At 71.1% G+C, this 20,235-nt stretch carries 18 protein-coding genes; 10 read left to right on the top strand and 8 right to left on the bottom strand.

Annotation, left to right across the window (positions count from 1 at the left end; genetic code table 11):
• Window positions 1-115: 115 nt before the first annotated feature.
• The gene (locus BLQ34_RS10670; RefSeq protein WP_091789822.1) at window positions 116-1,897 is read right to left on the bottom strand and encodes an ABC transporter ATP-binding protein; all 1,782 of its coding nucleotides are present in this window, start codon (window positions 1,895-1,897) and stop codon (window positions 116-118) included.
• Window positions 1,898-1,935: 38 nt separating this feature from the next.
• A complete protein-coding gene (locus BLQ34_RS10665) occupies window positions 1,936-3,672 on the bottom strand; it encodes an ABC transporter ATP-binding protein (protein WP_091785085.1) in 1,737 nt (578 codons plus the stop codon).
• 60 nt (window positions 3,673-3,732) lie between these two features.
• Between BLQ34_RS10665 and BLQ34_RS10660 the strand changes: the two genes are divergently transcribed.
• From BLQ34_RS10660 to BLQ34_RS10640, 5 genes are all read left to right on the top strand, one after another.
• On the top strand, window positions 3,733-5,061 hold the full coding sequence (locus tag BLQ34_RS10660; protein WP_157692994.1) for a beta-propeller fold lactonase family protein: 1,329 nt from the start codon (window positions 3,733-3,735) through the stop codon (window positions 5,059-5,061).
• Between the two features lie 4 nt (window positions 5,062-5,065).
• On the top strand, window positions 5,066-5,821 hold the full coding sequence (locus BLQ34_RS10655) for an SURF1 family protein (protein WP_091785079.1): 756 nt from the start codon (window positions 5,066-5,068) through the stop codon (window positions 5,819-5,821).
• Between the two features lie 49 nt (window positions 5,822-5,870).
• On the top strand, window positions 5,871-6,149 hold the full coding sequence (locus BLQ34_RS10650) for a DUF3817 domain-containing protein (RefSeq protein ID WP_231961549.1): 279 nt from the start codon (window positions 5,871-5,873) through the stop codon (window positions 6,147-6,149).
• 63 nt (window positions 6,150-6,212) lie between these two features.
• Window positions 6,213-7,823, top strand: coding sequence for a glutamine-hydrolyzing GMP synthase (gene guaA, locus BLQ34_RS10645; RefSeq protein WP_269457334.1), 1,611 nt, complete (start codon window positions 6,213-6,215; stop codon window positions 7,821-7,823).
• Between the two features lie 42 nt (window positions 7,824-7,865).
• Window positions 7,866-8,570: a lysophospholipid acyltransferase family protein gene (locus BLQ34_RS10640; protein ID WP_231961039.1), complete on the top strand. Its 705-nt coding sequence runs from the start codon at window positions 7,866-7,868 to the stop codon at window positions 8,568-8,570.
• A gap of 8 nt (window positions 8,571-8,578) precedes the next feature.
• Here the strand turns inward: BLQ34_RS10640 and BLQ34_RS10635 are convergent, their stop codons facing one another.
• Together BLQ34_RS10635 and BLQ34_RS10630 are read right to left on the bottom strand one after the other, a co-directional pair.
• Window positions 8,579-10,420, bottom strand: coding sequence for a serine hydrolase domain-containing protein (locus BLQ34_RS10635; protein WP_157692993.1), 1,842 nt, complete (start codon window positions 10,418-10,420; stop codon window positions 8,579-8,581).
• A 107-nt stretch (window positions 10,421-10,527) separates the two neighbouring features.
• Complete coding sequence (locus BLQ34_RS10630) at window positions 10,528-11,025, bottom strand: AAA family ATPase (protein ID WP_091785069.1); 498 nt, start codon at window positions 11,023-11,025, stop codon at window positions 10,528-10,530.
• Between the two features lie 79 nt (window positions 11,026-11,104).
• Between BLQ34_RS10630 and BLQ34_RS10625 the strand changes: the two genes are divergently transcribed.
• From BLQ34_RS10625 to BLQ34_RS10610, 4 genes are all read left to right on the top strand, one after another.
• Window positions 11,105-11,596 (top strand): hypothetical protein, encoded by a 492-nt coding sequence (locus BLQ34_RS10625; protein ID WP_157692992.1) that lies wholly within the window; start codon window positions 11,105-11,107, stop codon window positions 11,594-11,596.
• A gap of 144 nt (window positions 11,597-11,740) precedes the next feature.
• Window positions 11,741-13,528, top strand: coding sequence for a S8 family serine peptidase (locus BLQ34_RS10620; protein ID WP_091785063.1), 1,788 nt, complete (start codon window positions 11,741-11,743; stop codon window positions 13,526-13,528).
• Window positions 13,529-13,533: 5 nt separating this feature from the next.
• Window positions 13,534-14,607: a ComEC/Rec2 family competence protein gene (locus tag BLQ34_RS10615; protein ID WP_197674688.1), complete on the top strand. Its 1,074-nt coding sequence runs from the start codon at window positions 13,534-13,536 to the stop codon at window positions 14,605-14,607.
• A gap of 23 nt (window positions 14,608-14,630) precedes the next feature.
• Entirely contained in the window at window positions 14,631-15,251 is a 621-nt protein-coding gene (locus BLQ34_RS10610; RefSeq protein ID WP_091785060.1) for a pyridoxamine 5'-phosphate oxidase family protein, read from the top strand.
• Between the two features lie 41 nt (window positions 15,252-15,292).
• Here the strand turns inward: BLQ34_RS10610 and BLQ34_RS10605 are convergent, their stop codons facing one another.
• On the bottom strand, window positions 15,293-16,675 hold the full coding sequence (locus BLQ34_RS10605) for an NAD(P)-binding protein (RefSeq protein ID WP_091785058.1): 1,383 nt from the start codon (window positions 16,673-16,675) through the stop codon (window positions 15,293-15,295).
• Between the two features lie 204 nt (window positions 16,676-16,879).
• On the opposite strand from BLQ34_RS10605, the gene BLQ34_RS10600 reads away from it, so the two are divergent.
• Window positions 16,880-17,572 (top strand): phosphatase PAP2 family protein, encoded by a 693-nt coding sequence (locus tag BLQ34_RS10600; protein WP_091785055.1) that lies wholly within the window; start codon window positions 16,880-16,882, stop codon window positions 17,570-17,572.
• Window positions 17,573-17,583: 11 nt separating this feature from the next.
• On the opposite strand, the gene BLQ34_RS10595 is transcribed toward BLQ34_RS10600, so the two are convergent.
• From BLQ34_RS10595 to BLQ34_RS10585, 3 genes are all read right to left on the bottom strand, one after another.
• Complete coding sequence (locus BLQ34_RS10595) at window positions 17,584-18,213, bottom strand: MBL fold metallo-hydrolase (protein ID WP_091785052.1); 630 nt, start codon at window positions 18,211-18,213, stop codon at window positions 17,584-17,586.
• A 140-nt stretch (window positions 18,214-18,353) separates the two neighbouring features.
• Window positions 18,354-18,884 (bottom strand): pyridoxamine 5'-phosphate oxidase family protein, encoded by a 531-nt coding sequence (locus BLQ34_RS10590; protein WP_091785049.1) that lies wholly within the window; start codon window positions 18,882-18,884, stop codon window positions 18,354-18,356.
• An 87-nt stretch (window positions 18,885-18,971) separates the two neighbouring features.
• The gene (locus BLQ34_RS10585; RefSeq protein ID WP_091785045.1) at window positions 18,972-20,198 is read right to left on the bottom strand and encodes an AGE family epimerase/isomerase; all 1,227 of its coding nucleotides are present in this window, start codon (window positions 20,196-20,198) and stop codon (window positions 18,972-18,974) included.
• Window positions 20,199-20,235: the final 37 nt, after the last annotated feature.

Genomic DNA, 20,235 nt, shown 5'->3' with positions numbered 1-20,235 from the left:
GGTGGGTCTCCAGCCACACCACCCAGACAACGACGGCGATGAGCGGGGGTTACGGCAGGTCTCGAAACTTTCGGGGCGACCTCCCGGAGCAGTCCGCGGGCCGCACTCTCGTCCGTCAGGACTCGGCGGTGGGTTCGGAGTGGCCGCCGGGGCCCCCACCCGAGACGCCGGTGGCTGCGGCGGGCTGGTCGCGCCAGGAGGCCCACAACGCGGCGTAGGGGCCGTCGGCGGCGACCAGCTCGTCGTGCGTGCCGATCTCGCTGACCACCCCGTCCTCGACCACGGCCACCCGGTCGGCGTCGTGGGCGGTGTGCAGCCGGTGGGCGATCGCGACGACGGTGCGGCCCTCGACGACCGCCGCCAGGGACCGCTCGAGGTGCCGGGCGGCGCGCGGGTCGAGCAGCGAGGTCGCCTCGTCGAGCACCAGGGTGTGCGGGTCGGCGAGCACCAGCCGGGCGAGCGCGACCTGTTGTGACTGGGCCTCGCTGAGGACGTGTCCGCCACTGCCGACCTGGGTGTCGAGTCCCTCGGGCAGGCCGGCCGCCCACTCGTGCGCGTCGACCGCCCGCAGTGCCGCGTCGAGCTCGTCGCGGGTCGCGCCCGGCCGGGCCAGCAGGAGGTTGTCGGCCAGGGTGCCCACGAAGACGTGGTGCTCCTGGGTGACGAGCGCGACCTCACCGCGCAGCTGGCCCAGCGTGAGGTCGACGAGCGGCACACCGCCGACCTCCACACTGCCCTCGCGGGGTCCGTCGATGCCGGCCATCAGCCGTCCGAGGGTCGACTTGCCGGCGCCGGAGGGGCCGACGATGGCAAGCCGCTCACCGGGCCGCAGGTCGAGCGAGACACCCCGCAGCACGTCGTGTCCCTGGCGGTAGGCGTAGCGGACGTCGTCGACGGTCAGGTCGGAACCGGCCGGCTCCTCGCCGGTGCTGACCCGGTCGGGCGGCACGTCGCCGACGCCGATCACCCGGGCCAGGGAGGTCGCGCCGACCTGGATCTCGTCGAGCCAGCCGAGCACCTCGTCGAGCGGGTTGGTCATCTGGTGGATGTAGAGGGTGACGGCGGTGGCCGCGCCGGCGCTGATGTGGCCGTTGATCGCCAGCCAGCCGCCCCACAGCACGGCACCGGCGGTCGGCACGTAGTAGCCGAACACCACCGACGGGAACCAGTGCAGCCGCAGGCTCAGCGTGTAGCGCTCGGCCTGGAAGCACTCGCGCAACGCCTCGTGGAACCGGGCCCGACGCACCTCGGTCAGGGACAGTGCGTCGATGGTGCGTGCCCCGTCGACCGTCTCGGCGATGACGCCGTTGAGCTGGGCGTAGGTGGCCCGCTCCCAGAGGTAGCCGTCGGAGGCGTGCCGCAGGTAGCGCCGGGTGGAGAACCAGTAGAACGGCAGCCCGAGCAGGATGGGCAGCGTCGCCAGGGGCGAGGTGAACAACGCCGCGACGGTCGTCATCAGCACCGTCATCGACGCGACGAACAGCGACGGGATGCCGAACCGCACCACGTGCGACAGCGCCTCGACGTCGTTGGTGGTGCGCGCGACCAGGTCGCCGGTGCCGGCGCGTTCGACGGTCGACAGTGGCAGGTTGACCGCCCGCCCGACGAACTGCTCGCGCAGCTGCGCGAAGACGGTCTCGCCGAGGATGAAGGACGAGCGCCGCGCCGCCCAGGTCAGTCCGGTCTGGGTGAGCACCGCGACCGCGAGCCCGACGGCGATCTTGTCGACGGTGCCGGTGTCGCCGTGGCTCCCGCTGACGACGTCGACGAGCCGACCGACCAGCCACGGGGCGGCCAGCGCCGCGAGGGCCGCGAACGCGTGCAGCCCGAGCACCCGTGTCACCAGTCCGCGGTGCTCGCGCGCGAGCCCGCGGGTGTGCTCCCAGACGCCGCGCATGTCGGCGATGGGCAGGGTGCGGCGGGCGTGGTCGGTGATCACTGGTCGTCCTCCTCTCCGCGGATCACGATGTGTCGGTATGCCGGGTGGTCCAGCAGCTCGCGGTGCGTGCCGGTCAGGGTGGCCAGGCCGTCCTCGAGGACGACGACCTCGTCGGCCTGGCCGAGCAGGAGTGGGCTGACGGTGGTGACCACCGTGGTGCGTCCGCGGCGGTGCTCGGCCAGTCGCTCGGCGACCCGGGCCTCGGTGTGGGCGTCGACCGCGCTGGTCGGCTCGACCAGCACCAGCACGGGGGCGTCGGTGAGCAGGGCCCGCGACAGCGCGAGCCGCTGGCGCTGGCCACCCGAGTAGGACCGCCCGCGCTCCTCGACGGTGCCGTCGAGGCCGTCGGCGACGGCGTCGAGGACATCGAGGGCGCTCGCGGTGGTGAGCGCGGCCATCACCGCACGGTCGCCGGTACCGTCCTGAGTCTCGCCGACATCAGCACCGCGGAGCTGGTCGCGGAGCACGCCGGTGAACAGCCGCGGGTCGGGCTCGCTGACCACGATATGCCGACGCACGTCGTTGATCGCGAGGTCATCGAGCCGGGTGCCGCCCCACGTCGTCTGGTGCGGGCCGGGTCCGTGTCGGCCGAGGCGGTCGGCCACGGCGGCGGACTCCTCGGGCCGCGCGGAGACGATCGCGGTGAGCCGTCCCCCACGGACCACGGTGCCGGACAGCGGGTCGACGAGGTCGGCGTCGTCCGCCGGGACCGGTGCGGTCGAGGCGCGGGCGGCGTCGTGGTCGGGCTGGACCGCCATCACGCGGAGCATCTTGCCCGCCGCGATCTGGGCGCGGATGCCGCGGTCGACCACCTCGATGGCGGTCTGCAACGGCATCGTGAGGAACGCCGTGTAGCCGTAGAACGCCACCAGCTGACCGGCCGTGATCTCGCCGGTGACCGCCTCACGCGCGCCGAGCCAGGTGACCAGCACGACGAAGATGCCGGGGATCAGCACCTCGGCGGAGTCGAGCGCCGCCTGGATGCCGGCGACCTGGAACCCGCGCTCGCGCACCCGGCTCGACTGCTGCTCGTAGCGGCGCAGGAAGGTCTGCTCGCCGCCGATCCCACGCAGCACCCGCAGGCCGGCGACGGTGTCGGCGCCGAGGGTGGTCAGGCGACCGGCCTCCTCACGCTGGCGGGCCTGGCGACGCTGCAGCGGCCGGACGATGAGGCTCAGGCTGGCCAGCATCACCGGACCGCCGAGCAGCACCAGCCACCCGAGCGCGGGCGACGCGGCGAGCAGGATCGCCCCGACGACGGCATAGCTGACGACGGCGCCGGAGAACCGGCCCATCACGTCGTAGAGACCGCCGAGCCGCATCACGTCGTTGGCGAAGACCGCCACGACCTCGCCCGAGGGCATGGTGCGGGTCAGCGCGGGTCCGGCCCGCTCCGCCCCCTGGGCAGTGAGCTGGGCGCCACGGTAGGACGCGAACAGCCAGTTGTAGACGGCGAAGTAGTGCCGGATCGCGGCCGTCACCGCACAGACCGCGCCGAGCCCGATCAGGACCAGGGCCCACCGGAGCAGGCCGCCGAGGTCGCCGGGCACGATGCCGTCGTCGACGCCCTTGCCGACCGCGGCGGGCACCAGCGCGATGGCCAGCATCCACGCCATCCCCGCCAGCATCCCGAGCACCTGGGTGCGCCACTGTTGCCGCCCGACCCAGAGCATGAACCGCGCCGTGCTGCGGGTGTCGGGTCGGCCGGGGTCGGGGAACGGGATCGTCTGCATCAGAGGCACCACGGTATGCCGTGGGCACGACAGCCCGACACCGATTTTCACCCGTGCGCGGTGAGCCTTCGGGGTGGTCGCACGGACCCGGCATACCGTGCGGGTGAAGGGCGTGGCGGGAAGGGGTGGGTGGCGATGGTGGTGCGCAACGAGGCCGTCTACGTGCGCCGCAGGCGCGTCGCGCTGCTGGTCGTCGTCGCCTTCGTCGCGCTGAGCGTGCTGGGTGTCAGCCGGCTGGTCGGCGTCCTGTCGGGTGGCTCCGCCGAGGCCGCCGCACCCCGGCCCACGCCCGTGAAGGCGGCCGTGTCGCGACCCGGCATCCCCGTGCCGAAGCCCAGCCCGGTCGAGCCGCAGGGCGACCCCGGTCCCTCGGCGAAGACGGCGATGGTGCGGGTGCTGAGGCTGACCGGCGGACTCACCCCGAAGTCGGTGGTGGCCAGCAAGCAGGGTCTCGTCTTCGCCCAGAACATGATGTACACGCACAGCGTCGTGGCTTTTCGCGCGGACGGTGCCCGGCTGCAGTCGATCGACGACTCGGTCGACCTCTCGGAGTTCGGCGTGAAGGGCCACCCCGGCACCTCGAAGGGGTCACCGGTCGAGGTGGCCTTCACCCCCGACGGCCGCTACGCGTGGGTCTCGAACTACTCGATGTACGGCAAGGGCTACGGGCCCGAGGGGCTCGACACCTGCACCAAGGGCGACGGCACCTCGCCGAGCACGGTCTACCGGATCGACACGAGGACGTACGCGATCGACAAGGTGGTCGCCGTCGGCTCCGTGCCGAAGTACGTGGCCGTGACACCTGACGGCAAGACCGTGCTCGTGACCAACTGGTGCTCGTGGGACCTGTCGATCATCGATGCCTCCTCGGGCCGGGAGACGGCGCGGATCCCGTTGGGGGGCAAGTACCCCCGTGGTGTCGCCGTCTCGCCGGACAGCCGCACCGCCTACGTCGCGCTGATGGGCTCCGACCGGGTGGTCCGCGTCGACCTCCGGGGCCGCGCGGTGCACGCCTACGCCCAGACCGGGGACGGCCCGAGGCACATCGTCGAGAGCCCCGACGGCAGGTACCTCTACGTCACGAACAACGGTGACGGCACGGTGAGCAAGCTCGAGCGCAGCACCGGCAAGGTCCTCAAGTGGGTCCGCACCGGCAGCCAGCCGCGGTCCATGGCGATCTCGCCCGACGGTGCCGCCATCTACTCGGTCAACTACGAGTCGTCGACGGTGACCAAGCTGCGCACCAGCGACCTCGAGGTGGTCGACGAGGTGAAGACCGACTACCACCCGATCGGCATCACCTACGAGCCGACCAGGAAGATGGTGTGGGTCGCCTGCTACGGCGGGAGCATCCTCGTCTTCGACGACTCGAGGCTTCCCGTAGCCTGACCGGGTGCTGCGAACCGCCCTCAAGCCCCGGTGGCTCGGCCTGTTCGCACTCCTGCTCGTGATCATGGCGGCCTGCGGCCAGCTCGGCCTCTGGCAGCTCCACGTCGCCCAGGACAAGGGCCTGGCCGACGCGCTGCGCAAGGCGCACGAGGCGCGCCCCGCCCTCGTCGACACCGTCATCAGGCCGCACCAGGCGTTTCCGAACGACCAGTCGAACCGGGCCGTCACCGCGATCGGGAGGTATGCCGCGGCCGACCAGTTCCTCGTCGGCCCGCGACGTCTGGACGGCCGCACCGGCTACTGGGTCGTCACGCCGCTCGACGTCACCGAGTCGGGAGCGCGGCTCGCCGTCGTGCGGGGGTTCGTGCTCGACCCGACCACTCCGGTCGAGCCCCCGTCGGGGCCGGTGTCCGTCGACGGCACGCTCGCCCCGGGGGAGTCGCCGGCCGACCCGCCGGCCGGACTCCCGGCCTGGCCGCAGGAGGCGCGGGGCTCGATCGACTTCTCGACGCTGGTCAACGAGTGGCCGGGCGAGCTCTACAACGCGTTCGTCTTCGCCCAGACGGAGCGGACCGGCGCCGGGGTCGGGATCCCTGCCCCGGCGGGGGTCGAACGGGTGCCGCCGCCCGAGGTGACGGGCGGGCTGAAGTGGCGCAACGCGGCATACGCGCTGCAGTGGTGGATCTTCGGCGGCTTTGCCGCGTTCATGTGGTTCAGGATGGTGCGAGAGGATGCGGTCCGTGACGACACAGGCGACTGAGATCAAGGACCCCGAGGCGGCCCGGAAGGCGCTCGGCTTCTTCAAGGTGATGGCGTTCGTGGTCGGCGTGGGGCTGCTCGTGCTGGTGCTCGAGATGGTCCTGCGCTACGGGTTCGACAACCACGCGCTGGACTGGTGGCCGCAGCCGCACGGGTTCATCTACATCGTCTACCTGGTCGCGACCGCGAACCTCGGGTTCAAGGTGGGCTGGTCGCTGGGTCGCATGGTGCTGGTCATGCTGGCCGGTGTCGTGCCGTTCCTGTCGTTCTGGGCGGAGCGCAGGGTCGCGGGTGAGACCGAGGCGCGGCTCGCTGCTGCGCGCCGGTAACCTGTGCGCGTGAGCGACCCCGCAGCCGCCGACGTGGTGACCCAGGCCCAGGATGACGACCGGGTGGAGGCCCCCGGCGCCGAGCGCTCGGAGGAGCCGACCACGCCCCTGCAGGCCAAGCCGGTGCTCGTCGTCGACTTCGGCGCCCAGTACGCGCAGCTGATCGCCCGCCGGGTGCGCGAGGCCAAGGTCTACAGCGAGGTCGTGCCGCACACCCTCTCCACCGAGGAGCTGCTGGCCAAGGACCCGGCCGCGATCGTGCTCTCCGGCGGACCGTCGTCGGTCTACGCCGAGGGTGCCCCGGCGCTCGACCCGGCCGTCCTCGAGGCCGGGGTCCCGGTGTTCGGCATGTGCTACGGCTTCCAGGCGATGTCGCAGGCGCTCGGCGGCACGGTCGCGCACACCGGGCTCGGGGAGTACGGCGCGACGCCCGCGAACGTCTCCGACACGTCGTCGACGCTGTTCAACGGCCAGCCCGACGAGCAGTCGGTGTGGATGAGCCACGGCGACTCCGTCACCGAGGCGCCGGCCGGCATGACCGTCACGGCGGCCACGGCCGGCGCGCCGGTCGCCGCGATCGAGGACGACGAGCGACAGCTCTATGGCGTGCAGTGGCACCCCGAGGTGATGCACTCGACGTTCGGGCAGCGGGTGCTGGAGAACTTCCTCTACCGTGGCGCGGGGCTGTCGCCCGACTGGACCGCCGCCAACGTCGTCGACGAGCTCGTCGAGGCGATCCGCGCGAAGGTCGGTGACTCGCGCGTGCTCTGCGCGCTGTCCGGTGGGGTCGACTCGTCGGTCGCGGCCGCGCTCGTGCAGAAGGCGGTCGGCGACCAGCTGACCTGTGTCTTCGTCGACCACGGCCTGCTCCGAGCGGGCGAGGCCGAGCAGGTCGAGAAGGAGTTCGTCGCCGCGACCGGGGTGGACCTGGTCGTCGTGGACGCCCGCGAGCGCTTCCTGTCCGCCCTCGACGGCGTCTCGGACCCCGAGGAGAAGCGCAAGATCATCGGGCGCGAGTTCATCCGGGTCTTCGAGCAGGCGGCGCGCGACGTCGTGGGGTCGCGTGGCGACTCCGACCACCCGGTCGAGTTCCTCGTGCAGGGGACGCTCTACCCCGACGTCGTCGAGTCCGGTGGTGGCACCGGCGCGGCGAACATCAAGTCGCACCACAACGTCGGCGGCCTGCCCGACGACCTGCAGTTCAAGCTGGTCGAGCCGCTGCGCTCGCTGTTCAAGGACGAGGTGCGCCAGGTCGGTCTCGAGCTCGGCGTGCCCGAGGCGATCGTGTGGCGGCAGCCGTTCCCCGGCCCGGGCCTGGGGATCCGGATCGTGGGCGCGGTGACGGCCGAGCGGCTCGAGATCCTGCGGGCTGCCGACGCGATCGCGCGGCAGGAGCTGTCGGCGGCCGGTCTCGACCGCGACATCTGGCAGTGCCCGGTGGTGCTGCTCGCCGATGTGCGGTCGGTGGGCGTCCAGGGTGACGGGCGCACCTACGGGCACCCCGTCGTGCTGCGCCCCGTGTCCTCCGAGGACGCCATGACCGCGGACTGGACGCGGGTCCCCTACGACGTGCTGGCCAAGATCTCGACCCGCATCACCAACGAGGTGCGTGAGGTCAACCGTGTCGTGCTCGACGTGACCAGCAAGCCGCCGGGCACCATCGAGTGGGAGTGAGACGTGCGGCCGGGTAGGGCGCGCGGTCTCAGCACGGCCGCGGTGAACGACGCCGTGAGCCGGGCCGTGATGCGCTACGTCCTCATCGGCCCGCCGTTGAAGCTGCTCACCGGGCTGCACGTGGAGGGTCGCGAGAACGTGCCGCGCGAGGGCTCGCTCATCGTCGCGTCGAACCACCTGTCGTTCATCGACTCGATCGTCATCCCGCTGGCCTCCGGTCGGCAGGTGCACTTCCTGGGCAAGGCCGAGTACTTCCAGGGCAATGGGGTGCGCGGGGCGGCGGTGCGGTGGTTCCACTCGACGGCCGGCACGATCCCCGTCGACCGCAAGGACCCGCGGGCCGCGGCTGCCTCGCTCGAGCTGTCAGAGGAGGTGCTGCGGCACGGCGAGGCGTTCGGCGTCTACCCCGAGGGCACCCGCTCGCCGGACGGTCGTCTCCACCGCGGGCGCACCGGCGTGGCCCGGATGGCACTCTCAACCGGGGCGACGCTGCTGCCCTGCGCCGTGATCGGCACCGACAAGGTGCAGCCCTCCGGCTCGAACGGTTTTCGCCCGGCGCGGGTCACCGTGAAGTTCGGCAAGCCGATCGACGTCGAGGAGCTCTCGGCGCAGTACCAGAAGGCTGCGCTCCTGCGCGCGATCACCGACGCCACCATGGACGCGATCGGCGACCTGTCCGGGCAGGAGCGCTCGGGTCAGTACGCCTCCGACGTCAAGGCCGCCATGGAGGCCGGCCACTCCGCCTGACCCGCGCCTCAGGCGCCGGAGTGCATCGCGGGGCGGTCGCCGAGGGCGGTGCGGGCGAGGCCCAGGTTGGACAGCCCCTGCAGCTCGCGGCCGAGCCGGGTCTGCGCGTCGAGCTCGACGATGAGCGTGTTGCGCTGGTCGTCGGCGCTCATCTGGCGCAGCGCACCGTCATCGCGGATGCGGGCGTTGCGCATCAGCACCATGACCGCACCCACGCCTTCGAGCTGGGCGTCGTTCAGCGCCTGGTAGGACTCGGTGGACTGGTTGCTGTGCTTGGTCATCTCGACGATCAGGGTGTTGCGCATGTCGTCGTGCGACATCGTGTTGAGCTCCTGCTGCGTCCGGAACCGCCCCACGAGCAGGACACCGCGGATCCACGAGCTGACCAGGCCCGGCACCCGGCCGCGGATGGCCAGGTCGCTGCCGAGAGCGATGAGCACGAGGTCGAGCGTCGAAAAGCCTTGCAGCGCGCGCCCTTGCCCGGTCTGCGCGTCCATCTCGACGATCAGGGTGTTGCGCTGGTCGTCGGCGCTCATCTGTCGCAGGGCAGCGTCGTCCCGACTGCCGGTGTGCCGCAGGTAGACCATCGCGGCGCCCATCCCCCCGAGCGTGGCGTCGTCCTGTCCCTGGTACCAGCCGATGGGTTGGTTGCTGTGCTTGGACATCTCGACGATCAGGGTGTTGCGCATGTCCTCGTACGACATGGCGTTGAGCTCGTGCTGCGTCCGGAAGCCCCCGAGCAGCAGGACCCCGCGGATCGCGAAACCCTCGTCCACGTCGAACGGGGTGGTGAGGCTCGCGCCGAACGTCCCGAGATAGCTGACGATGCCGTTGGTCAGCTGGTCCTTGAGCGTGTTGTCGATCTCGCGGTTCGTCGCCCAGGCGAAGTCCCACCGGCCGGTCGTCGGCATGGTCGTCGTGGCCCCTGCACTGGTGCCGACGAACGTGCCGTACCGGGTGCCGCTGTTGCGTCCCCCTAGCCCGTAGACGTTGTGCCGGTCGATGAAGCGGGCCACGCTGGCCGGGCTCGCCAGCAACCCGCCGCTCGCGGGTCGCCCCTCGAGGTAGAAGTCGCCGCCGTAGACGTCCACCTCGGTGGCGGTGGGCGCGAGGTCGAGCTGCGAGGGCAACAGCGTGCCGGGGCTGTCGTAGCCGCCGACTTCTCCCGGCAGCCGGTCCCCACGCGCCGTCCGGGCACCCGCGACGTCATACAGACCCATGGAACGGGCCACGACCTTGGTGAGGTAGTCGACGTAGCGCATGCCGCTGGCTTTCTCGATCACGGCGGCGCAGACGTCGAAGGCGGTGTTCGAGTATCCGGTGTCGCCAGTTCCCGGAGGCGGTGACCCGGGCGTGAAGGCGAGTGGGCTGACGAAGTACATGTGCCGGGCCTGCTCGGCGATCGAGGCGTGGTGCCCGAGCCCGATCGAGATGTCGCGCAGCTTCGTGCCGGACGTGTCGTAGTCGTGCGGCATTCCACTCAGGCTGGTCGCGCACTGCCCGATCGTGATCAGGTCCTTGTTGGTGTCGTGCGGGTTGGGGTCGAACAGGCCGAGGTAGCCGAACACGGAGGCGTTGAGGTCGATCTTGCGCTCGTCGGCGAGCCGCTGGATAGCCGCCGCCGTGAACAGCTTGCTGACGCTGGCGAGCCGGAACGTCGTGGTCGTCGTCGTGACCGGGTTGCCCGGCTCGGCCCAGGTGTACGCGCGCTTGGCGTAGATCGTCCGCCCCGAGGCGATGGCGACCGATGCCGCGCGGATGTTCTGGGCCGTCATCACGGCCTGGAAGACACCATCGAGCGTCGCTGCCCCGGCCACCGCGGGCCCTTCCACGTGCCACTGTGCGGTCACGGTGACCACCCCCTCACAGCAGCCATGGTGATCCGCTCCGGGGTGGCGCCGCAATGGTGCCAAGGGTTTGCGGCAAACACCCCACCTGCCCGGGTTTGGGCTGTTCTCTAGAGGTCGCGGTCCACGTGGCGCAGGATCTCGTCGACGACCTGGGTCAGCGGGGGAGTGGCATCGATGACGACGCCGGTGCTGGGAATGTCCTCCTTGGTGCGGTGGAGTCGGACGATGAGCTCACGGGCCGAGGGGTCCGAACCCCACTCGTCGGGTCCGCGCTGGTCGAGCCGTCGGTGCAGGGTCTCGAGGTCGACGTTGAGGACGAACACGCCGTCGAACAGGTCGATGAACGTGTCGTAGTTGCGCGAGCCCCCGCAGAAGAACGTGATCGGCTGGGTGTGGTCGGCGACCAGCGCCCGGACCCGGTCCACATCCCAGATGTGGTGCTGGTGCACGGCACCGTCCAAGGGCTCACCGGTGTCCGGGTTCCCTTGGTAGGCAAGCTCCCGGTCACCGTTGATCGCCGGGTAGCCGCGGCGGGCGAGCTCGTGGCACACCGACGTCTTGCCCGTGCCCGAGACCCCTTCGACGAGGTAGTTGCGGACTCCCACCCGTGCAGTATTCAGCCAAGCACCTCTACTGCGCTGATTGCATCTCCCACTGGAGCGCCGGTGGGGGCATGGTGGGTGCGTGAGCGAACCGTTGAGGGATGGCGGACCCCATCCCGGGTATGCCGTGTGGGACCGGCCGGTGGTGGCGTCCGGACGAGCACTGGTGCTGGCCATGCTCGTCCTGCTGGTCTGTGACGTGGTCGGCGGAGTCATCGCCGCCGTGCAGGGGATCGACACCCTGCCGCACGCCTGGGGCTTCGACACCGAGTCCACGGTGCCGCTCCCGATGGCCCTGGTCCAGCTGGCCTTCGCATGGGTGGCCAGCCGGAACTGGAAGACGCGCTACCCGATGATCGCGGCCGTGGTGCTCAGCGTGGTCTGCCTGGCCAGCATGCTGTTCGGGCTCTTCGACGGCGACCTGCGCGGGAGCGTCGCCTCGAACGGCTGGTCGTCCGCGACCGTGCTGTGGTCGTTCGTCCTCTTCCCGGTGAACGGCGTCGTGGGGGTGCTGGCGGCAGCCCGGGCGAGGCAGCTCCGCCGGCTCCGCCGGCTCCGCCGGCTCCGCGGCTAGCTGCCGCGGTTCGGTCGCGTGGATCTGGCGACCCGACCCGGGGACCATTGCCTGCACAGGTGATTCGGAGGAACCTAGGAGCACTTCGGGGACGGCGCCGGCAGGAAGCCCGAAACCGGTTCCAATCGGTTCGAGGGGTGAGCCATGGATCGAGACCAGCTTGCTGCCGTGTTCTACGGCACCGGACCGGTGCCGGTGGTGTGGGCCACCGACTGCCCCGTGCGCTTCGACGTGTGGAATGCCTTCGCTGCCGCGAACGGAGACGTCCCCCCGCGCCGCGTGGACGTGATCCTCGCCATCAACGAGGAGCACGGGACCCGCAAGGTGCTCCAGGAGCTCCACAAGGTCCAGATGCCCGACGCCAACCCGCTCGCCTCGGGCAGCTTCGTCTCGGCGGTGATGACTCTCGAGGAACTGGTTCGTGCCGTGTTGCCGATGACCAACCTGGCCAGCCTGGTGGCCACCGCCCAAGGGCTGTCAGCAGCCGCGGAGGCCGACGTACGAAGGGGCGTGTCGCCGCCTGCGGTGCCGATGAGCACCCCGTCGTCCGAGGAACGGGTCCAGGAGCGGGCTCGACAGCTGGTCTGGCTGGTGCGGGTCCTCGCCACGGTCGTCCACGGCGCCCGGCAGCCCCGGGAGTCGAAGGCGCGAGCCAGACCCCCGGTCGCGGCATACACGGAGGCCTTCAGGCTGTTGCGGACGGCGGTCGTGGACCGCGCGGTCACCCAGGCTCCGGGCAACCCGCGATCGAAGGTGATCGACCGCCGACAGCGCTACCCGGTTGTCTCGGTGACGCTGAACCGGACCGCGAGCACCGCCGTCACCCGGTCGCGGATCACCGTCAAGGCCGATGCCGCGGAGCAGCTTTTCGACGTCGACTGCTCCAGCATCGGTTGGGCGGTGGTCGACAGCGGTGTCGACGTCACGCACCCGGCCTTCTACGAATGGTGGCCCCGGCCCGACTCCGTGCGACCCGAGTGGGACCGCGGCCCGACCAGGGTGGTGCGGTGTCTCGACTTCGTGGGCGCGCGCCGGCGGCTCTCGCTCGACGCCACGGACAACGGGCTGGTCGACTGGGTTCGCGCACTGCCCTACCTCGAGGTCCAGCTCCCAGAGCTGCCGCTCCCCGAGCCCCCGCCCTACCCGCCGCCGGCTGACTACGAGCCGCCGAAGAACCCGCACGGGACCCACGTCGCCGGCATCATCGGCGCGCACTGGCCGGAGCAGCAGTTCGCGGGATTGTGCCCGAACATCAAGCTGTACGACTTCCGCGTGCTGGGGGAGGACGGCAGGGGCGACGAGTTTTCGATCGTCGCGGCGCTGCAGGCGATCCGGCACATCAACGAGCAAGCCGGCCGCATCGTCATCGCCGGCGCCAACGTCAGCCTCTCGGTGCCGCACGACGTCGCGACGCACTCCTGCGGGTGGACCCCGGTCTGCGTCGAGGCCGACCGGCTTGTCAGGTCGGGGGTGGTCGTGGTGACCGCGGCCGGCAACTCGGGGTTCAGCGGGGTCATGCGGACCACCGGCGGCGGCTACCAGACGCTGAGCATCTCCGACCCCGGGAACGCCGACTCGGTCATCACCGTCGGCTCGACCCATCGAAGCGACCCACACCGTCATGGCGTCAGCTACTTCTCGGGGCGCGGGCCCACGGCCGACGGGCGCAGCAAGCCCGACCTGCTCGCTCCGGGAGAGGACATCGACGGGCCGGTGCTGGGCGGTGGAATCGCCGCGATGCACGGCACGAGCCAGGCGGCCGCCCACGTCAGCGGCGCCGCTGCGATGCTCGTCGCGCGCTACCGCGAGCTGCTGGGTCGCCCCGAGCGGGTCAAGGACATCCTCTGCTCCACCGCCACCGATCTCGGTCGCGAGAAGGCCTTTCAGGGCAGTGGGCTGCTCGACGTCCTCCGCGCGATGCAGTCGATCTGAGGTGCGTGGTGCTGACCCTCGAGTTCTTCGACGCCAAGCACGGCGATGCCTTCCTGACCCGTTGGGGCGACGGCGGCGACCGTGCCATGCTCGTCGACGGCGGCCCGACCGGTCTCTGGGAGGGCAGCCTCAGGGCCGCCCTGCTGCCTCGCCTCCCGCGGTCGGGCGTGGGCGCGCCGACTCTCGACGCGGTGATGCTGTCCCACGTCGACGACGACCACGCGGCAGGGCTGGTGCGGCTGCTGGCCGAGATCCGCAGGGCCCGCCGTGACCACAAGCCCGACCCGATCTCGGTGCGGCGCCTCTGGTTCAACGCCGTCGAGGAGCTGGTCGACCGGGTCGACCCCGACCTCTCGGCATCGGTGCAGCCGCTGCTCGACGACGCCCATCACGACGAGGCAGTGGCCGCGAGCTACAACCAGGGACGCGAGATCCGTGACGCGGCCGAAGTGCTCGGCCTGCAAGGAAACCAACCATTCGAAGCCCCCTTGGTATGCGGTGCGGTCACCGACCTGGCGGGCCTTGCCGTGACGGTCGTGGCACCGGACCAGGCCGCGCTGGACGCCCTCGCCACGAAGTGGCGTCAGGCGAAGAAGGCCAAGGACCCTGGCGTCCTCGCGGCCTCCTACACGGACCGCTCGATCCCCAACCTGTCGAGCATCGTCGTGCACGTCGAGCACGGAGGTCGGACGGCGCTGCTCACCGGCGACGCGCGCGGCGACCGCCTGCTCACCGGCTTGGAGCAGAGCGGACTGGTGGCGAAGGGTGGAGGCCTCCACGTTGACGTGTTCAAGCTGCCGCACCACGGCAGCATCAACAACATGGAGCCCGACCTGTTCGAGCGGGTCACTGCAGACCACTACGTCATCTCCGCCGACGGGGTGCGGCACCACCACCCCAACGAGGAGACGTTGGAGGCGCTGGTTGGCGCGAGGGGGTCTGCCGACAAGTACACGATCCACCTCACGAACGAGATCCCTTTTGCGGCAACCAAGCTCGCCGACCTGCAGGACGGGCGAGCCTTCGCCACCCGCACGCGGGCAGCCGCCGAGCCGGTCATCCGGGTCGAGCTGTCCTAGCCGGGCCGACACGAGGAGGAGCTGTGGGCGCAGGGTTCAACGAGGGCAGCCGGTCGCTGCAGGACCGGTTCGACACGCGAGCACTGGCCGACCGGATCGACGGACTGCTCGTCCACGACACGATCAGCCAGGGGGATCGCGAGTTCATCGAGGCCCGCGACATGTTCTTCCTCGCGACCGCCGACGCCGAGGGCCGACCGACCTGTTCCTACAAGGGTGGTGAGCCCGGCTTCGTCCGCGTCGTCGACGAGCGCACCGTGGCGTTCCCGAACTACGACGGGAACGGCATGTACCTGTCGACCGGCAACCTGCTGGTGCACCCCGACGTGGGGATGCTGTTCATCGACCTCGAGCGCGGCCACCGGATGCGGCTGGACGGCACCGCGAGCATCGACCCCGACGACCCGCTGCTGGCCGACTACCCCGAGGCCCAGTTCGTGGTGCGGGTGCGGCCGCGCGCTGTCTTCCCGAACTGTCCGCGCTACATCCACCGCTACGAGCTGAAGCAGCGCTCGCGGTTCGTGCCGCGCGACGACTGCCTGACCCCCGTGCCCGAGTGGAAGCGCTCGGACTGGGCGGTCGACGCGCTGCCCAGCCATGACCCCGCCCGCGACCCGGGCGAGCGCGAGGTGCTCGGGCGGTGAAGGCCGGTTGGGGAACCGGAGCAGCCCCAGCAGCGCGCCCCTCAGCCGGTCCGGATCAGCTCGGTCATCCTGGCCAGGCCGGGCTCGGTGTGTCTGGCGAGACGCTCGCGTGCGTCGTCGAGCGCGGGTGACGCGGGGTGGTCGACCGCGACGCGGGCCGGGTTCAGGGCCACCCGGTTGGCCCAGTCCCTGATGTCGGGCTCCGCCGAGAACGTCTGCACGGCGCGGGTGCCCACCACGTTCATCCGCGCCCAGTCGGCGAGCGAGTTGCCGTAGCGGGACGGTGGACAGAGCCGGTTCTTCTCGTCGTCGTTCTCACGAGTCGCCTCGACGTAGCCGGTGATCGCGGCGCCGAAGCAGGGGAAGCCAGCGCGAACGGGTTGCAGGATGATCGCGTCCGGGGTCCACACCGGCGTCAGCGGCGGGTACTTCAGCCCGTCGGCGGCACAGTGCACGACGACCGCGTCGTCCGCGACAGAGACCGAACCGTCGGCGAACGACAGCGCGCCGCGGGAGACGCCAGTGAGGTGTCCACGACGCACCACGTTGGACAGCGTGCGCAGCTGCTCCAGCTCCCAGCTCGCCAGGGTGGGTGCCTTGGCCATCGTCGGCAGCACCGAGCGGTCGACCCGCAGCATGATGCCGGCGTCCTCGAGCCGCAGGAACAGGTCGTCCAGTGACGCGGCTTCCCTTGCGGCGAGCCAGGTGTCGGCGACCATCCCGAGGAAGATGGAGGGGTCGGGCTGGACGACCGCGCGGTTGATCATCCACGGGTCGCGCGGGCGCACCCAGCAGATCGCGTCGGGGTCGACGCCCCGCGAGAGCAGGAAGATGCAGGCATCGGTCGCGGTCTTGCCCGCACCGACGACGACGTACTGGCTCGGTGCCTCCTCCAGCCGCGCCAGGTCGTTGACCGGCACGACGCGCGCCCCCGCCTCCACCGCGAACGGCGGCGGCTTCTCGGCCGGGATGCTCGGCGCGAGATAGCTGGCGTCCACGACCCGGCAGGTCGGGGGGACCTCGAACCGCGCACCGGAGACGCGCGAGACGAAGGTGCGGTCACCGGCATACTCGGTGTTGGGGAAGAACTCGACCCGTCCCGTCGCGGTCATCCGGTCGAGCACGCGCGCGTAGTAGGCGCAGATCTCCGGCTGGGAGGCGCGCTCCTGGAGCCCCTTCTCCGGGCCGCGCTCCTGCAACCGCCCGCCCCCGAGCAGCGTCGACGGCACGCCGTAGAACGCCGAGGACTGGTGCAGGCGGACGAAGGGGTAGGCCTCCAGCCAGTGCCCGCCGACGCCGTGCCGGCGGTCGACCAGGGCGACCCGGGCGTCGGAGTGGTCCGTGACTGCGTCGGCGAACGCCATCCCCGTCGCGCCCGCACCCACCACCAGGTAGTCGACATCAACGGCTCGAGTACGCGTCATGGCTCCTCACTCGCATGGTCGACGCCCTGCCGGGTGCAGGGTCTGGGTCGACGGTAGGACTCGTCCGCCGCCACCGCATCAACCGCCGCCACGACCGCCCCTAGAACATCTGCGGTGCTCCACCGGCCTTTCGGAGCACGCGGGCCGCATGATGGGTCGACCGAACCCGCCCGGACGACGACCCGACCGATCCTGAGGAGATCCATGGCCTTCCTGACGCGCTACGACGACGACACCTCCTCGCCCGGTATCGGGTCAGCCGTGCGGGACCTGGTCGTGCGCGCGGTTGCGCCGGCGGTGGTCCTCTGGCTGGCGATCGTCGGCGTCGGGCTCCTCATCCGTGGCCCGCTCGGTGGCCTCGACTCGGAGGACTCGATCAGCAAGGACGTCCAGGAGCTCCGCACCCCCACGTGGGACACCGTGACGAAGGTGTGGTCGCACATCGGCAACACCGAGATCGTCATCGGAATCTGCGTCGTGGCCGTGCTGCTCGTCTGGTGGCGCACTCGCCAGTGGTGGGTGGCGGTGGTCCCGGCGATCGCGATCTCCCTGCAGGCAACGGTCTTCGTGATCGCCACAGCAGTGGTCGGGCGCCAGCGGCCGCACGTGCCCCACCTCGACCCGGCCCCTCCGACGTCGAGCTACCCGAGCGGTCACGTGGGTGCCTCGACGGCGCTGTGGCTGAGCTTCGCCTTCCTGGCGCAACGGATCCAGCAGCCCTGGTTGCGCCGGCTGGTCACCGTCGTGTGCATCGTGGTCCCGTTGCTCGTGGCGTGGGCCAGGCTCTACCGCGGGATGCACCACCTCACCGACATCCTGGTCGGATTCGCGAACGGCATCGCCTGCGCGCTGCTCGCCTGGGCGTACCTGCGCCGCAAGGCCACCGGGCACCGCTGACCGACGAGGTCTCAGCCGGTGGTCAGCCGCTCGGGGCGCCAGGGCTGGTGCTCGTGCGAGAGCCAGGCCTCGACGGGGTCGAGCGACCGGACCAGGCGCTGGCCCTCGGTGGTCGGCTGGTCGAGCTCGGCGTGGAAGACCGCTGTGTCGCCGCAGATGACGACCTTGCCGGCCGCGCTGTCGACCACGACGACCTGTGAGCCAAGGGTGTGTCCTGGCGCCGGGACCAGCCACACCCCGGGGAGCAGCTCGTGCTTGCCGTCGACGGGCACGTATGCCACGCCCGGCGCGTCGACCCACTCACGGATCGTGTAGTCGTCCTCGGTCCGCGCGTCCTCCAGCTCCCGGCGCTGCACGTGCACCGGCAGGCCCTCGAAGAGGTGGTTGCCGCCACAGTGGTCGAAGTGCAGGTGCGTGTTGACCACCAGGTCGATGCTCGACAGGTCGAAGCCCGGTTGTTCGCTGAGGGGAGTGAGCTGGGGGTCCATGTCATCGACCAGGGGATGCAGCTCCGTCATGCCGGTGTCGACGAGCACGCGGCCCTGCGGGTGGTCGACGACGTGCACGTAGACGGGCATCCGCTCCTCCTCGGCGAGCAGGGTGGCCACGAGGACGGGGGTCACGGTGATGCCTTCAGCCATACCGGGCGCTTCTCCTTCGGAACGGGCCGCGCCTTCGCGCGGCAGTCAGCACTATGACCCGCGCAGGGCAAAGAAGTCATCGGCCACCGTCAACCCGGACAGGGCGCCGGCTGCACGTTCGGCCTGCTGGACGTGCCCCTTCAGAAGGTCCAGCGGGTGGCGCCGCCCGGCTCGTGGACGGACAAGGCGGTCGCTGACTTCGGCTCGATCCGGAAGACCGACCACGGCGGGGGCCCGGCGGAGGGTGCACTGTATGGCGCGGTGACCGCAATGCCGCTGGCGTCCACCTCAGCAGGCCAACCGCCGTCCGCGGCCACGGCGACGATCCGGGCCACCTTCGCGGTGTCGGTGACGAGCTCGGCCGAGCCCTCGACGCACAGGTCGTAGTCACTCGTCGAGACACTCATGGCGCAGCGCGGCTCCGCGAGCAGGTTGCGGCCCTTGCGGGTGGACTTCCCGGTCACCACCCAGAACGCACCGTCGTCCCAGAAGGCCCCGACACCGGTGACGTGCGGACTGCCATCGGGGTTGACGGTGCTCAACCAACAGGTGTGCCGGTCGGGTCCGCCGGTGCCCGGCGCCTGGGTCAGCGCAGGTCCGAGCTGGGTCTCGACGGGGCCCCACTCGAGGAGTGGCAGGTCGTACAGGTCAGCGAGGTTCTTGGTTTCCATGCAGGTACAGACCGCCGGGAAGCCGATACCTCATCGGTCAGGACCCGACGGACGAGCCGGACCGCGACCGGAGCAGTCGCCGACGGGTCAGCGGTGCAGCAGGCCGCCCGCGAACGACGCAGCCGGCTCCAGCGACGGCAGCAGGGCGGCCTGGTAGGCGTGGTAGACGTCCGGCTTGCCGACCCACACCGTGGCGGCCGGCTGGTTCGACGGGTCGAGCTCGTGCCGCCACGACCCGTCCACGCGGTCGATGAAGTGCCGCTCGGCCTCGGCCCACCACACGGCATACCACTCGGCGTAGGACGGCTCGTCCACCTCGCGCGCCAGCGCCCACGCCGCACCGATGCCCTCGGTGAGCACCCAGTGCAGCCGGTTGCGCACGACGGGCACGCCCTGGAAGTCGGTCGTGTAGACGAAGCCGTCCTCGCCGTCGGCGTGCCAGCCGTCGCGAACCGCGGTGTCGAACAACGACATCGCGTCGTCGAGCAGCCACGACGGAGCGGCCGCGCCGAGCGCGGTGCGCAGGTGCAGGGTGAGCCGTGACCACTCCAGCAGGTGACCGATCGTCACCCCGAACGGCCGGAACTGGTCGGCCGGGGTGTCGCGGTTGAAGTCGGGCAGCGGCAGCCAGTCGGCGGTGAAGTGCTCGGGCAGCCGCCAGTCGTTGCCGCTGGCGAACCCGTGCACGACACGCTCGACGATCCGAGCGGCCTGGGCGCGAGGCTCCGGGTCGCCGGTGACCTCGTGGACGGCCAGCAGCGCCTCGACGCTGTGCATGTTGGCGTTGACGCCGCGGTAGTCCTCAGCCGTCCGCCACGCGCGGTCCCAGCTCTCCATGGCGAGGCCGTCCGCGTCGTTCCAGAACCGCGTCGCGTAGACCTCCCGCGCGTCGTCGAGCAGCCCCTGCGCACCGGGGTGTCCGGCGGCAACCGCGCTGGATGCCGCGAGCAGCACGAAGGCGTGCGCGTAGCACTCCTTCGTCGCCACCACCGGCTCGTGCGTGGTCGGGTCGACCGACCCGAACCAGCCACCGTGCTCGGGGTCCCGCAGCACCTCGCGCAGCGCGTGCACCCCGTGGTCGAGGGCCGCGCGGGCGTCGTCGTTGCCCTGCAGCACCTCGAGGGCCGCCACGTGCGTCATCCGGCAGCTCAGCCAGGTGTGCACCGGCTGGTCCAGCTCGGGCTCGCCCCGGTCGTCCAGCCACGCGAAGCCGCCGTTCGGGTGCACTGCCCCGCGCGCGAAGGTCCACAGCCGGGTGCGCTCACCCGCCAACCAGGTCTCGTCGGGCGTGAACGGCGTGGGAGCGGACGACATGCGTGGATCGTATGCCGCGTGCTTGCGGCCACGTCGC

Source organism: Pedococcus dokdonensis (genome assembly GCF_900104525.1).
In the GTDB taxonomy this organism is placed as follows: Bacteria; Actinomycetota; Actinomycetes; order Actinomycetales; family Dermatophilaceae; genus Pedococcus; species Pedococcus dokdonensis.
The sequence above is the reverse complement of the archived record's forward strand: the minus strand, read 5'-3'. Positions and strand labels throughout refer to the sequence as shown.

Coding starts and splice junctions, on each gene's coding strand:
- BLQ34_RS10590 (WP_091785049.1), bottom strand. CDS start 18,884: ATGGAAACCAAGAACCTCGCTGACCTGTACGACCTGCCACTCCTCGAG.
- BLQ34_RS10650 (WP_231961549.1), top strand. CDS start 5,871: ATGGCGTTCGTGGTCGGCGTGGGGCTGCTCGTGCTGGTGCTCGAGATG.
- BLQ34_RS10670 (WP_091789822.1), bottom strand. CDS start 1,897: ATGCGCGGCGTCTGGGAGCACACCCGCGGGCTCGCGCGCGAGCACCGC.
- BLQ34_RS10595 (WP_091785052.1), bottom strand. CDS start 18,213: ATGGCTGAAGGCATCACCGTGACCCCCGTCCTCGTGGCCACCCTGCTC.
- BLQ34_RS10620 (WP_091785063.1), top strand. CDS start 11,741: ATGGATCGAGACCAGCTTGCTGCCGTGTTCTACGGCACCGGACCGGTG.
- BLQ34_RS10600 (WP_091785055.1), top strand. CDS start 16,880: ATGGCCTTCCTGACGCGCTACGACGACGACACCTCCTCGCCCGGTATC.
- BLQ34_RS10585 (WP_091785045.1), bottom strand. CDS start 20,198: ATGTCGTCCGCTCCCACGCCGTTCACGCCCGACGAGACCTGGTTGGCG.
- BLQ34_RS10665 (WP_091785085.1), bottom strand. CDS start 3,672: ATGCAGACGATCCCGTTCCCCGACCCCGGCCGACCCGACACCCGCAGC.
- BLQ34_RS10605 (WP_091785058.1), bottom strand. CDS start 16,675: ATGACGCGTACTCGAGCCGTTGATGTCGACTACCTGGTGGTGGGTGCG.